A 13,160-nucleotide genomic window follows, 5' to 3' on the forward strand; every position below is an offset into this window, starting at 1 on the left:
GCCATTTTTTCGCCTCTGGCCCGGTCAGCGGAGTTATGTATGATGCTCTACATAATCCGCTGCGAAGGGATATCCCATGGCCTCGCCCCGTGACCGCATGGTCGCCTCCGCGGCGCTGCTCATCCGCGAACGCGGCGCACATGCCACGGCGATCTCAGACGTCCTCGAGCACAGCGGCGCACCGCGCGGTTCGGCCTACCACCACTTCCCCGGCGGGCGCACCCAACTGCTCTGCGAGGCGGTCGATTTCGCCAATAATCACATCGCGCGCCGGATAGCCGCCGCGACCAGCGCACTCGACGCGCTCGACACCGTCGTCGACGGGTTCCGCAGCCAGCTCACCGAGACCGGTTTCCGGGCCGGCTGCCCGGTGGCCGCGGTCGCCGTAGAGGCCGACAATCCGCCGGTCGTCGAACGGGCGGCAGCGGCATTCGTCCGCTGGACCGGGCTGATCGAGCAACTGCTGCGCAGCGACGGCGCCACCGCGGACCGGGCTGCCGAACTCGCGATGCTGACCACCACCGCGATCGAGGGCGCCGTCCTGGTCGCCCGCACGACCGGTGACACCGGCGCACTCGACATGGTCCACCGGCAGTTGCGCGCCCTCGTGACCGCCGCCACCGGCGAAGGGAAATCCGGAAATGCCTGACACCTCATCGGCCGCCTCGGACTGGCAACCCACGGCCTGCATCCTCTGCGAATGCAACTGCGGCATCGTGGTCCAGCTCGAGGGCCGCACGCTGTCCAAGATCCGCGGCGACAAGCAGCATCCGGCCTCACAGGGCTACACCTGCAACAAGGCGTTGCGGCTGGACCACTATCAGAACAACCGGGCCCGGCTGACCTCGCCGATGCGTCGCACCCCCGCGGGCGACCATGAGGAGATCGACTGGGACACCGCGATCACCGAGATCGCCGAAGGCTTCGCCCGCATCCGCGACGAATACGGCGGGGACAAGATCTTCTACTACGGGGGCGGCGGCCAGGGCAACCACCTCGGCGGCGCCTACAGCGGCGCCTTCCTCAAAGCGCTGGGCGCCCGGTACCGCTCGAATGCGTTGGCGCAGGAGAAGACCGGCGAGTTCTGGGTGGACAGCCAGCTCTACGGCGGGCACACCCGCGGCGAGTTCGAGCATGCCGAGGTCGCGGTGTTCGTCGGGAAGAACCCGTGGATGTCACAGAGCTTTCCGCGGGCCCGCACCGTGCTCAACGAGATCGCGAAGGACCCGGCGCGCTCCATGATCGTCATCGACCCGGTGATCACCGACACCGCCAAGCTCGCCGACTTCCATCTACGGGTGCGGCCCGGAACCGACGCCTGGTGCCTGAGTGCGCTGGCGGCAGTGCTGGTGCAGGAGAACCTGTGCGACGAGGCGTTTCTGGCCGAGCATGTCACCGGCGTCGAACCGGTGCGGCGGGCGCTGGCCGGGGTGGACGTCGACGACTATGCGCAGCGGTGCGGCGTGGATGCCGCGTTGTTGCGTGACGCGGCGCGCCGGATCGCGTCAGCCGCCAGCGTTTCGGTGTTCGAGGATCTCGGCATCCAGCAGGCGCCGAACAGCACGCTGTGTTCCTACCTGAACAAGTTGCTGTGGATCTTCACCGGGAACTTCGCCAAACGCGGTGGCCAGCATCTGCATTCGAGCTTCGCGCCACTGTTCGGTGCCGGCGGGGTGGGCCGCACACCGGTCACCGGGGCCCCGATCATCGCCGGACTGGTGCCGTCCAATGTGGTGCCCCAGGAGATCCTCGGCGACCATCCCGACCGGTTCCGCGCCATGATCGTGGAGAGCAGCAACCCGGCGCATTCGATCGCCGACTCCACTGCGGTCGGCGAGGCGCTGCGCGCGCTGGAACTGCTGGTGGTGGTCGACGTCGCGATGACCGAGACCGCCCGGCTGGCGCACTACGTACTGCCCGCCGCCAGCCAGTTCGAGAAGGCCGAGGCGACCTTCTTCAACCTCGAATTCCCGCACAACACCTTCCATTTGCGCCATCGCCTGCTGGAGCCTCTGCCGGGCACCCTGCCCGAGCCGGAGATCTGGGCACGGCTGGTACGTGAACTGGGCGTTGTCGACGATGCCGAACTGCAGCCGCTACGCCGAGCCGCCGCAGACGGACTGGACGCGTACACCCAGGCCTTCTTTGCCGCCGTCGGCGCGAATCCGATGCTGGGCAAGGTGGCGCCCTACGTGCTGTACGAGACGTTGGGCCCCAGCCTGCCCGACGGTTTGGCCGGCGCAGCGGGTCTGTGGGGGCTGGCCCAGAAGGTGGCGCTGACCTATCCGGAGGCGATGCAGCGCGCCGGACACCCCGATGGCAACGCCCTGTTCACCGCGATCCTGGAGGCCCGGTCCGGGCTGACCTTCACCGAACACGAATACGCCGACGACTGGGCTCTGATCAGCCATCCGGACCGCCGCATCGCGCTCGAAGATCCCGGAACTGGTCACCGAACTGAACGCGCTGGCCGCCGACCGGCCACTGCTCACCAGCAGCGAATATCCGATCGTGCTGTCGGCCGGTGAGCGCCGCGCGTTCACGGCCAACGACATCATCCGCGACCCGGTCTGGCGCAAACGCGACACCGACGGCGCCCTGCGGGTCAGCGTCGAGGATGCCCGTGCACTGGGCCTGGTCGACGGCGGGCGGGCCCGCATCACGACCGCATCCGGGGCCGCGGAGGCGTGTGTCGAGATCAGCGAAGCCATGCTGCCCGGGCATGCCTCGTTGCCCAACGGTTACGGGCTGGACTTTGCCGGGACCGATGGCACCGTCACGGCACCAGGGGTCGCGCCCAATGCTCTGACCGCCTCTGATTGGCGCGATGCCTACGCCGGCACCCCGTGGCACAAACACGTGCCTGCGCGTATCGACCCTGTCGGCGTTTAGGGGGCGACGGGGGCGGGCGGGGCCGGGACCGGAGCGGCGGGAGCCGGCGGCATGGTGGGTACCGGCGCGGGACCGGCGGGCGTGATCGGCACGTTCGGTCCGGGCGCCTGGGCCGGGATCGGGGTGTTCAGGTTGCGCTGCGAGATGCCGAGCAGCAGGGCTTCCTTACCGCTGAGCTCCTGGTTCTGCACCGCGTGCCACAGATCCCGCAGGTAGCTCACGTTCGGCGACTCACCGCCGGCCATCACGCTGGGATCCATCGTCGATCCCGGGGGCAGCGCCTCCGGGCTCGGTAGGTGCGGTACTCCCTCCGGGGCGGCCTGAGTGGGGGCCGCCTGCACGGTAGCCGCCTGCACGACGGCGCCGTCCGCGACAGGAGCGGGGGGTGGGGTGGGGGCAGGCGCGGCGGCGGCCGGGGATGCGAACATCAACGTGGCGAATCCGCCGCCGATCGCCGCGCTGAGTACCTTGGCTCCGACACCGATCATCGGCGACGCTCCTCTCTCGTGGACCCTGCCCTATGATCTTCCGTCTCGGCGTCGGTTTCGTTACAGCTGCGACTGCTGTGACTTTCCTTTGAGTTCCGCCGCCGTGCTGTCAGCCTCGGTCACCTTGTCCGACTTCAGGACGCAGGGTGTGTCTCTGGTGTAGCAATGCGATAGCGACACCAGTTCCTACCGCGGAGGCTTGCGCGATGCCGACACCCGACCTGCCCGCCGGATTCGACTTCACCGATCCGGACATCTACGCCGAACGACTACCGGTCGACGAGCTGGCACAGATGCGCAAAGTCGCCCCCATCTGGTGGAACGAGCAACCCGATGGCGCCGGCGGATTCAACGACGGCGGCTTCTGGGTGGTGACCAAGCACAAGGACGTCAAGGAGGTGTCGCGGCGCAGCGACGTGTTCTCCAGTCTGGAGAAGACAGCCCTGCCCCGTTACAAGGACGGCACCGTCCAGGCCCAGATCGACTCCGGCAAGTTCGTGCTGCTGAACATGGATGCACCGCATCACACCCACCTGCGCAAGATCGTCTCGCGGGCGTTCACGCCGCGGGCCGTCGAGCAGCTGCGCGCCGATTTGGCCGACCGGGCGCGTGAGATCGCCGCGGCCGCGCTCGCGGAGGGCCGCGGCGACTTCGTCGAGCAGGTGTCCTGCGAGCTCCCCCTGCAGGCCATCGCCGGCCTGATGGGTGTGCCGCAGGAGGACCGGATGAAACTCTTCCACTGGTCCAATCAGATGGTCGGTGACCAGGATCCCGAGTTCGCGAACAATGACGCGATCAGCGCGTCGGTCGAACTCATCACCTACGGCATGCAGATGGCGGCCGAGAAGTCGGCCAACCCCACCGATGATCTGGTCACCAAACTGGTGCAGGCAGATGTGGAGGGACACAAGCTATCCGACGACGAGTTCGGGTTCTTCGTCATCCTGCTGGCGGTGGCCGGCAATGAGACCACCCGTAATTCGATCACCCAGGGGATGATGGCGTTCACCGACTTCCCCGATCAGTGGGAGCTGTTCAAGCGGGAGCGCCCGGGCACCGCCGCCGACGAGATCGTCCGGTGGGCGACCCCGGTGACGTCGTTCCAGCGCACCGCCCTGCAGGACACCGAACTGGGCGGGGTTCCCATCAAGAAGGGGCAGCGGGTGGTGATGTTCTACCGCTCGGCCAACTTCGACGAAGAGGTCTTCGAGGATCCGTTCGCGTTCAACATCCTTCGCGATCCCAACCCGCATGTCGGCTTCGGGGGCACCGGCGCGCACTACTGCATCGGCGCGAACCTGGCCCGGATGACCATTGACCTGATGTTCAACGCGATCGCCGATGCCATGCCCGATCTGACCCCGCTGGAGAAGCCCGAGCGGCTGCGCTCGGGCTGGCTCAACGGAATCAAGCACTGGCAGGTCGACTATGCCGGTGCGACCAGGCAGCCTGTCGCGCACTGACTCCGGGCGCATCCCGATAGTCCAGGATGGACCTCCAATAGTCCTCGTCGATCTCCCCGTTGCGCCGCAGCACGATGGCCAGACCGGTCGCCATCGCGACGCCGAGCAGTCCCAGCCACAGGCCGGCCAGCGCGATCACCACCCACAGCACCGTGGTCAGCGCCGGCCACGGTGAGAGCACCGCGAGGGCGGGCGCGAAGAAGAAACCGGTACCGATGTACCAGGATGATCCGGCGCGGTCGCATCGAAGCACCAGGCGCAGCCACCGGGGGACGTCGGGATTGCGGGTCTCGTTCATGTCACCACCGTCGTCCGCAGAGGTCAGCGCTGCAATTACCGGTGAGGTAATGGTGCCGCGACCGGTTGTGGTCGAGACTGGCGGGGTGACCGGTGTTCACCTGCAGACTCCCCCGTTCGGTGCGTTGATGCGGTCGTGGCGGCAGCGCCGACGGCTGAGCCAGCTCGACCTCGCACTGGAGGCCGATGTGTCGGCCCGGCATGTCAGTTTCATCGAGACCGGCCGCTCGACACCCAGCCGCGCGATGGTGCTGCGGCTGGCCACGGCGCTGAGGTACCGGCCCGCGAGCAGAACCAGCTGCTGATCGCCGCGGGGCTGGCACCGGCGTACTCCGAACGCACCCTCGACGACCCCGGGATGTCCGCGGTGCGGACCGGCGTGGAGCGAGTTCTCAACGCGTACAACCCCTTTCCGTGCCTTGCCATCGACCGCGGCTGGAATGTACTGCAGGTCAACGCCGGTGCGGCAATTCTGCTGGACGGGGTGGCCACCCACCTGCTGGCACAGCCCAACGCGCTGCGGATCTCGTTGCACCCCGACGGGCTGGCCCCACGGATTCGCAATCTCGCGCAGTGGCGCCACCACGTCATCGGGAGGTTGCGGCGCGAGTCCGCGGTCAGCGGTTCGGCGCGGTCGGCCGAGCTGCTCGCCGAGATCGAAGCGTATCCGGGCGGGCTCGATGCAAGCACCGATCTGGGCGGGGTCGTCGTACCCTTGGAATTGGACGCACCGGGCGGGCAGATCCTCACCTTCCTGTCCACCGTCACGACCTTCGGCACCGCGTTGGATCTGACCGCCGCCGAACTCAGCATCGAGGCCTTCCTGCCCGCCGATGACGCGACCGCCGAAGCGCTACGCGGCATGGCCAATCTCGATGGCACTGGTATGACCACTTGACCTCTTACCGGTGTGGGTGTCATTCTCGGGTGCATGGCACTGCAACCGGTCAACCGTCGCTCGGTACCCGAGGACGTCTTCGAACAGATCGTTGCCGAGGTACTCAGCGGAGAGATGAAGCCCGGCGACGCGCTGCCCAGCGAACGTCGCCTGGCCGAGGTCCTCGGAGTATCCCGGCCCGCGGTGCGCGAGGCGCTCAAGCGACTCACGTCGACCGGCTTGGTGGAGATCCGCCAGGGCGACACCACCACGGTGCGTGATTTTCGCAGGCACGCGGGGCTGGACCTGCTCCCCCGGCTGCTGTTCCGGGCCGGCGAACTCGACATCGCCGTCGTGCGCTCCATCCTGGAAACCCGACTGCACAACGGCCCCAAGGTGGCCGAACTCGCTGCCGCGCGGCGCGGTCCGGACCTGGCCGCCCTGCTCGACGCCGCGATCGACGCCCTGAGCGCGGACGACGACCCGGTGCAGCGACAACGTCATGCGCTGATGTTCTGGGATCACCTGGTCGACGGCGCGGACTCGATCGCGTTCCGGTTGATGTACAACACGCTGCGCGCGACCTACGAACCCGCCCTGCCCGCGCTGGCCGTCATGATGGCCGCCGAGGTCGGCAACCCCGCCGCCTATCGAGCGATCGCCGACGCCGTGCGTGCCGGCGACGCCGACGCGGCCGCGGCCGCCGCCCGCGCCCTGTTGGAGCCCGCCACCACCGCGCTGCTGGGCGCGCTCACCGAACTGGAGGACCTTGCATGAGCACGCGTCGCGGCGTCACGCTGGCCGATGTGGGACGGGAGTTCCTGCGCCACCCCACCCCTTGGATGCTCACCGGGACGCTGATCGCCGCCGCGGCGGCCCGGGTGTCCGCGGGCGACTGGCAGCTCACCGACGCCGTGGTGCCACTGGTGATGCTCGCCGTGTTCCCGTTCGCCGAATGGTTGATCCACGTGGTCATCCTGCACTGGCGGCCACGCCGGATCGCCGGTGTCACGGTGGATCCGCTGCTGTCACGCAAGCATCGCGACCACCACGTCGAACCGCGCGATCTGCCGCTGGTGTTCATCCCCTGGCAGTCGCTGCTGTGGGTGCTGCCGCTGGCCGTGGCGGTTGCCTTGATCGCGTTCCCCAGCCTCGGGCGCGGCCTGACGTTTCTGACCTTCCTCGCACTGCTCGGTATCGGCTACGAATGGTGTCACTACCTGATCCACACCGATTACCGGCCGAAATCGACTGTCTACCGGTCAATCTGGCGAAACCACCGCCAGCACCACTTCAAGAACGAGCACTACTGGTTCACCGTCACCAGCAGCGGCACCGCCGACCGGGTGCTGGGCACCTATCCGGATCCGGGATCGGTCGAAACCTCACCGACGGCGCGCAACCTGCACGCCCGAGGCTAGGCCTGCACGATGATCGGGTCACCGATGCTGACGTTGTTGTAGTACCAGTCGGCGTTGTCGGGGCTGAGGTTGATGCAGCCGTGGCTGACGTTCGCGTACCCCTGAGAACCGACCGACCACGGCGCACCGTGCACGTACACGCCGCCCCAGGTGACCCGCACCGCGTCGTAGACCGTGAGCTTGTAGCCCTCCGGGTCATCCAGTGGGATGCCGATCGTGCGGGAATCCATCACCACCACGCTCTCCTTGCCCAGCGCGGTGAACCGGCCGATCGGGGTGGCGAACCCCGGCTTGCCCATCGATGCCGGCATTTCCCTGGCGACCACTCCGTCGATGCTCACCGTGTAGGTGTGCGCGCTGATATCGGCCACACCGACCACCTGAGCGCCGGTCTCGAACGACGACTTGAAACCGAGCGCCTGGACCGCGATGGTCGAGTGGGCGGGCCAGAAGTCGGTCGGGGTGAAACGCACCGTCGAATCGTCCAGCCATTCGTAGGTGCCGGCCGGGACGGCGTCGACCGAGAACGTGATACCGCGTTCGGCCTGGACGCGATTCCGGACCGGGTCGGCGAACGCCACGGTCACCGGATAGGCCACCCCGACGACGTCGCCGGGCGCGGGCGACACCGATACGGCCGCCGGCAGCGTGGGCACCGCCGCCACACCCGTGCCGGTCGACGTCATCAGTGCGGCAACCGTGACACCCGCCATGAGCAGCACCTGACGAAAATTTCTGCGCAAGTTCCCGACCTCCCTTTTTCCGGACATCCGGACCTGGCGTACTGAACTACATCGTAGATCGTGCCGAGTGCGGGAAATGTTAGCCAGCGATGAGGGTCGGCGCTCAGCCCATCGGCGGATTCATGATGATCGGCGGCGGCTGATCGTCGCCACCGATCCGCAATTTGTCCCGGATGCGCTGCAGCAACGGTTTCTTCGGCTGGTCATAGACCGGCCCCACCACCGGCGGCGGTCCGGCCACGGTCGGTGGCGCCACGACGGGCGGCGGTGGCAACGGCGCCGGAGCTTCCAGGACATAAGGCCCTTCGGCGGGGATGTTGTCCACCACGGGGTTGACCTCGGGCGGCGGCACCGACTCGACGACGGGTTCGACCACCGGCGCGACCGCTTCCACCGGCTCGGGGACAACGGCAGCCTGGGCAGGCGGCGGGACCGCGACACTGGGCGCGGGCCGGACCACCGGCGCCTCATCGACGACGCGCTCAGCGGTGAGCGCCGTCTGCGGTGCGGCCGGGCGCGGGGAAAGGGCAACGGCGACCGCCACGGACGCCGACGCCACAAAGGTCACCACTCCGGCCGCCAGCAGCCCGGCGAGCAGTCGTGACGGCGACAGCCGGGACGCTTCGGCGGCGGCGTGGCGGCCGGTGGCACCGGACGAGAACAACGGGCTCGAGTCCAGTGGCAGCCCGGCGTTGTGGGTCGAGGCGAGTGCCGCACCTCGCGCCAACGCCAAGGGCGCCTCTGCCGGCGCGAAGACCGGCACCGACAGCGCTTCCTCCAGCTGGGGCAGCACGGCGTCGAACCCGCCGGCCGACCCGACCACCACCAGGGCTTCGGGCTGCCAGTCGGCGCGGGCGAACACGGTGCTCAGCCAGCCGACGAGACTCTCGTCGGAGTCGATGGTGTGGTTGATCGCGGTCTGCACCGCACCGTCGCCGGTGTGCACGATCAGGGCGATCGCGGTGTCCGGTTCGATGACGCAGACCGCGGAGGTGCGGTAGCCGATGACATCGGCCATCCCGCGGGCCAGGGCCTCGGTCGCTTCCGGCAGGCGGATCGGCACGACATTGTCGAAACCCGATTCGGTCAGCGATTCCATCAACAGCGACGCCTCGGCGTCCGCATCGTCACTCCAGGTGATGCCGATGGATTTCAGCCGCTCGCCGCGCGAGGCCGCGATCGCCTCCACCGCAGCGGTGGCACGTTCGGTCGCCGACCGCCCATCGGAGCCGTCGACGGCGAGCTCGAACGCGTCGTTCCGGCCGGCGGCAGGCTCGTTGCCGCCGCCCACGACCACCACTGACAGCGACCTTGGTGTCATCGACAAGCCGAGCACCGCGTCCACACGTACCCCTTCGGACCCTCTTCGGCCACGCGCAGCGACCGCGTCGTGACGATGCAGCCACCGTCCCGTTATCCGGCTGAGACTACCTGCGTTGCAGCCAGGAACCCACCCGTGCACGCGAATCTTCGCCATTGGGTTTGCTGTGGACCCGAAATGACTTCGTGAAGCCGTATAGGGTGATTTGCCCTCGCGGTCGGGGCCGGAGCGACCCGCCAGGACTTGCCGACAATGCATCGGGCCGGGGAGACAACGTGAAAAGGTGGCGCTATGACTGGGGCGGAACCGGCCGGGGGCGGCCAGACGGATCAGCAGGCAGCACGGACCGTGTTCGGTCACCCGATCGGATTGACGAATCTGTTCGGTGTCGAACTATGGGAACGGTTCTCCTTCTACGGGATGCTCACCATCCTCGGGTACTACCTGTACTACTCGGCCACCGATGGCGGCCTCGAGCTGTCCAAGACCACGGCGACCGGCATCGTCGGCGCGTACGGCGGGCTGGTGTACCTGTCGACGGTGCTGGGCGGCTGGCTGGCCGACCGGGTTCTCGGCATGGAACGCACGGTGTTCTACGGCGGCATCGTCGTTATGCTCGGACACATCGCACTGGCGGTACTGCCCGGAATCACCGGCGTCGCAGTAGGTCTGGTCCTCGTTGCACTCGGTTCCGGTGCGCTCAAGGCCAACGCCTCGTCGCTGCTGGGCACCCTGTATGACAAGGGCGACGCGCGCGCCGACGGCGGATTCACGCTGTTCTACCTCGGTATCAACCTGGGCGCCTTCGCCGGGCCCCTGATCACCGGCCTGCTCCAGACACACGTCGGGTTCCACTACGGATTCGGTGCCGCCGCAATCGGTATGGCCTTCGGCCTGGCCCAGTACGTGGTGTTCCGGCGCAACCTGGGTAGCCATGGTCGCGATGTGCCGAACCCGCTGCCGCGCAGCGGTGTGCTCCCGGCCGTCGGGGTCGCGGTCGGCGTGGTCACCATCGCCGTCCTGGTCTTCACCACCGGGCTGGTGACACTGGAGAACCTGTCCCAGGTGACCACCGGAATCATCGTCGTCGCCTCCATCGGCTACTTCATCGTGTTGCTGACAAGCCCGAAAGTCGCTGCGGTCGAACGCACCCGGGTCCGCGCCTTCATACCGCTGTTCATCGCCAACGCCGTGTTCTGGTCGCTGTTCCAGCAGATCTTCACCGTGCTGGCGGTCTACTCGGACGAACGGATGAACTGGTCGATCTTCGGATGGACGGCCCCGTCGAGCTGGATCGGGTCGATCGAGCCCGTCTGGATCATCGCGCTGTCACCGCTGTTCGCCGTGATGTGGACCCGGTTGGGGCAGCGGGCACCCACCACGCCGCGCAAGTTCGCCTACGGCGTCATCGGCATGGGTGCGGCATTTCTGCTGTTCCTGCCGTTCGCGGGCACCACGGGGCGGGCGGTGCCCGCGCTGTTCATCGTCGCGGTCATGGCCGCGTTCGCGGTCTCCGAGCTGATGATCTCCCCGATCGGCCTGGCCGTGACGACTCAACTTGCGCCGGAGGCATTCCGGGCGCAGATGATGGCGCTGTACTTCTTCTCCGTCGGCCTCGGAACGTCGATGTCCGGGGTGTTGGCCGGCTATTACGACCCGGCACACGAGTTCGCCTACTTCGGCATCCTCGGCCTGACGGCGATCGGCGCCGGTCTGGTGGTGTTGGCATTGACCGGACGCATCAGCCGGTCGATGGAGGGTGTGCACTGACGCAGCAACCTGCCGTGGCGTCAATTACGTGGATGGGCACCGGGTTTAGCAACTCCAGACCCCGGGTAGAGACGGATCACCAGTTACTTCGGCTTGACTGGATCTGCGCCGACTCGTGACCCGCAGGTCCCGCCATTTCGAGGTGCTGCGGCGCAGAATCAAACTGCGCCAGTGCGTCTACATGACACCGAGGTCAGGTCGACGAAGGAGATATACCGATGAAATCCATGCTGCTCGAAGATCTGTTCGCGGAGACCACCGGACATGGAACGGTCTACGTGTTCAACCGTGGCTTCGGCCATTCCACGGCGACCTGCTCGTGCGGATGGGCCGGACAGCGCCGCCGACTCAAGGCCGCTGCCGAACAGGACGCCTGGTCACACTGCGCCCACGCCGGCTGCGGGGTGTCAGTCCCCCTGGTCAACCCCGACCGTTGGTGACTCCGCCAGGATCTGGGCCAGCAGCGCCGGTTCGATGTTGCCGCCGGACAGGATCATCACGGTCTTGCCCGCCGGTGTCCGGTGACGCCGGTAGGCGGCCAGTGCCACCGCCCCGCTGGGCTCGCTGACCAATCGCGCCTGCACAGCCAGTTCTGCTACCGCGGAACGTATTTCGTCTTCGGTCACGGTCAGGACATCGGTGAGCACCTGCTGCAGGTGCGCGAAGGTCAGATCCGACGGTTCGGACCGCAGACCGTCGGCGATGGTGCGGTTGCGGTCCTCGATCGGCATGCTGACCCGACTTCCCCGACGCAGGCCCGCGGCCGTGTCGGCCGCCAGTTCGGGTTCGACCCCGAAGATCTGCGCATCCGGGCACAACGCCCGGATGGCGGTGCCGATACCGGAGGCCAACCCGCCGCCGCTGACCGGAACCAGCACGGTCCTGACATCGGGCAGGTCCTCGGCGATCTCCAGACCGATCGTGCCCTGGCCGGCAATGACATCGGGATGGTCGAACGGCGGCACCAACGTGGCGCCGGTTTCCTCGACGAGTTGCGCGGCCACCACCTCACGTTGACCCGCACCGCACAACACCACCCGGGCGCCGTGGCTTCTGGTGCGCGCCACCTTGACCCGGGGTGTCTCCTCGGGCATCACGATGTGCGCGTCGATGCCGAATCGCGCGGCGGCGTAAGCAACTGCCTGCGCGTGATTTCCGCTCGAATAGGCGACGACGCCGCGCTGCCGGATCCCGTCATCGATGCGGCCGATCGCATTGAGCGCACCGCGCACCTTGAACGCGCCGATGACCTGCAGGCTCTCCGGTTTGATGGACAGCGGCCGGTCGGGATCCGCCCACGGCGCCGGGATGAGGGGTGTACGCATGATGCTGCCGCGCAACCGATCCGCCGCCGCCCTGATCTCGCCGACGGTGACGAGGGTGGGCGCGCTCATCGGGATTCCGTCGCCGCAGAGGTCACCGCTCGATGCTAGCGGTGACCCGCGGTCGTCGTGCATGGTGGCTGGCGTGAGTTCACTGAAGATCGTGCCCCGGTACGCGGAGATCGATCAGCAGGGCGTGGTGTTCAACGGCCACTACCTGACGTGGTTCGACGAGGCGTGCACCGCGCTGCTGGATGGCCATGGCCTCGACTACGCGCAATTGACGACCACCGGAGTCGACTTCCAGGTCGTCCACAGCGAGATCGACTACCTGACGTCGGTCCGCTGGCGCGACGATGTCCGGGTCGACGCGGTGTGCGACCACATCGGCACGACCAGCTTCGCCGTGAGCTTCACGGTGCTACGCACCGCACCCGGCGACCCACGCGGCGTCGAACAGGTCGCGGTGCGCGGGCGCAATGTGTACGTGGTGGTGTCCACCGACGGCTGGGCGAAACGCGAACTACCCGATGCGTTGCGCCAAGCCCTCGAAGCCGCGAGGTGAC

Annotated in this window: 12 protein-coding genes and 2 pseudogenes; 9 read left to right on the top strand and 5 right to left on the bottom strand. The window is 67.7% G+C overall.

Translation table 11 applies throughout. The features are described from left to right. Window positions 1–76: 76 nt before the first annotated feature. Window positions 77–649, top strand: coding sequence for a TetR/AcrR family transcriptional regulator (locus C6A86_RS14980; RefSeq protein ID WP_105364036.1), 573 nt, complete (start codon window positions 77–79; stop codon window positions 647–649). After that, a pseudogene (locus C6A86_RS14985) lies at window positions 642–2,892 on the top strand (molybdopterin-dependent oxidoreductase). Before C6A86_RS14980 ends, C6A86_RS14985 begins: the two are co-directional and overlap by 8 nt. Here C6A86_RS14985 and C6A86_RS14990 read toward each other — a convergent pair. Then, entirely contained in the window at window positions 2,889–3,380 is a 492-nt protein-coding gene (locus tag C6A86_RS14990; RefSeq protein ID WP_311100715.1) for a hypothetical protein, read from the bottom strand. The pseudogene C6A86_RS14985 and the gene C6A86_RS14990 sit on opposite strands and share 4 nt — an antisense overlap. Before the next feature lie 206 nt (window positions 3,381–3,586). On the opposite strand from C6A86_RS14990, the gene C6A86_RS14995 reads away from it, so the two are divergent. Further along, entirely contained in the window at window positions 3,587–4,843 is a 1,257-nt protein-coding gene (locus C6A86_RS14995) for a cytochrome P450 (RefSeq protein ID WP_105361825.1), read from the top strand. Here the strand turns inward: C6A86_RS14995 and C6A86_RS15000 are convergent. Further along, window positions 4,788–5,141: a hypothetical protein gene (locus C6A86_RS15000; protein WP_105361824.1), complete on the bottom strand. Its 354-nt coding sequence runs from the start codon at window positions 5,139–5,141 to the stop codon at window positions 4,788–4,790. The two genes, C6A86_RS14995 and C6A86_RS15000, sit on opposite strands and share 56 nt — an antisense overlap. Window positions 5,142–5,268: 127 nt before the next feature. On the opposite strand from C6A86_RS15000, the pseudogene C6A86_RS15005 reads away from it, so the two are divergent. The 3 genes and pseudogenes from C6A86_RS15005 to C6A86_RS15015 all read left to right on the top strand — a co-directional run bounded on the left by C6A86_RS15005 (window position 5,269) and on the right by C6A86_RS15015 (window position 7,438). Beyond that, a pseudogene (locus C6A86_RS15005) lies at window positions 5,269–6,038 on the top strand (helix-turn-helix domain-containing protein). 33 nt (window positions 6,039–6,071) lie between these two features. Then, complete coding sequence (locus tag C6A86_RS15010; protein ID WP_105361822.1) at window positions 6,072–6,794, top strand: FadR/GntR family transcriptional regulator; 723 nt, start codon at window positions 6,072–6,074, stop codon at window positions 6,792–6,794. Then, window positions 6,791–7,438 carry a sterol desaturase family protein gene (locus tag C6A86_RS15015; protein WP_105361821.1) on the top strand — a complete coding sequence of 216 codons (648 nt, stop codon included), beginning with the start codon at window positions 6,791–6,793 and terminating at the stop codon, window positions 7,436–7,438. The genes C6A86_RS15010 and C6A86_RS15015 overlap by 4 nt, the downstream gene beginning before the upstream one ends. Here the strand turns inward: C6A86_RS15015 and C6A86_RS15020 are convergent. Together C6A86_RS15020 and C6A86_RS15025 are read right to left on the bottom strand one after the other, a co-directional pair. Continuing rightward, window positions 7,435–8,151, bottom strand: coding sequence for a L,D-transpeptidase family protein (locus C6A86_RS15020; protein WP_233212866.1), 717 nt, complete (start codon window positions 8,149–8,151; stop codon window positions 7,435–7,437). The genes C6A86_RS15015 and C6A86_RS15020 overlap by 4 nt on opposite strands. Window positions 8,152–8,284: 133 nt before the next feature. After that, window positions 8,285–9,526: a hypothetical protein gene (locus C6A86_RS15025; RefSeq protein WP_311100716.1), complete on the bottom strand. Its 1,242-nt coding sequence runs from the start codon at window positions 9,524–9,526 to the stop codon at window positions 8,285–8,287. A gap of 267 nt (window positions 9,527–9,793) precedes the next feature. Between C6A86_RS15025 and C6A86_RS15030 the strand changes: the two genes are divergently transcribed. Continuing rightward, window positions 9,794–11,272 (top strand): peptide MFS transporter, encoded by a 1,479-nt coding sequence (locus tag C6A86_RS15030; RefSeq protein ID WP_105361818.1) that lies wholly within the window; start codon window positions 9,794–9,796, stop codon window positions 11,270–11,272. 218 nt (window positions 11,273–11,490) lie between these two features. Next, window positions 11,491–11,712: a hypothetical protein gene (locus tag C6A86_RS15035; RefSeq protein WP_105361817.1), complete on the top strand. Its 222-nt coding sequence runs from the start codon at window positions 11,491–11,493 to the stop codon at window positions 11,710–11,712. Here the strand turns inward: C6A86_RS15035 and C6A86_RS15040 are convergent. Then, window positions 11,680–12,666, bottom strand: coding sequence for a threonine/serine dehydratase (locus C6A86_RS15040; protein WP_311100717.1), 987 nt, complete (start codon window positions 12,664–12,666; stop codon window positions 11,680–11,682). The genes C6A86_RS15035 and C6A86_RS15040 overlap by 33 nt on opposite strands. Window positions 12,667–12,727: 61 nt before the next feature. Here C6A86_RS15040 and C6A86_RS15045 point away from each other — a divergent pair, with 61 nt between their 5' ends. Next, on the top strand, window positions 12,728–13,159 hold the full coding sequence (locus C6A86_RS15045; protein ID WP_105361847.1) for a thioesterase family protein: 432 nt from the start codon (window positions 12,728–12,730) through the stop codon (window positions 13,157–13,159). The last annotated feature ends 1 nt before the right edge of the window (window position 13,160 follow it).

It is taken from the genome of Mycobacterium sp. ITM-2016-00316, from assembly GCF_002968335.2.
Lineage (GTDB): Bacteria > Actinomycetota > Actinomycetes > Mycobacteriales > Mycobacteriaceae > Mycobacterium.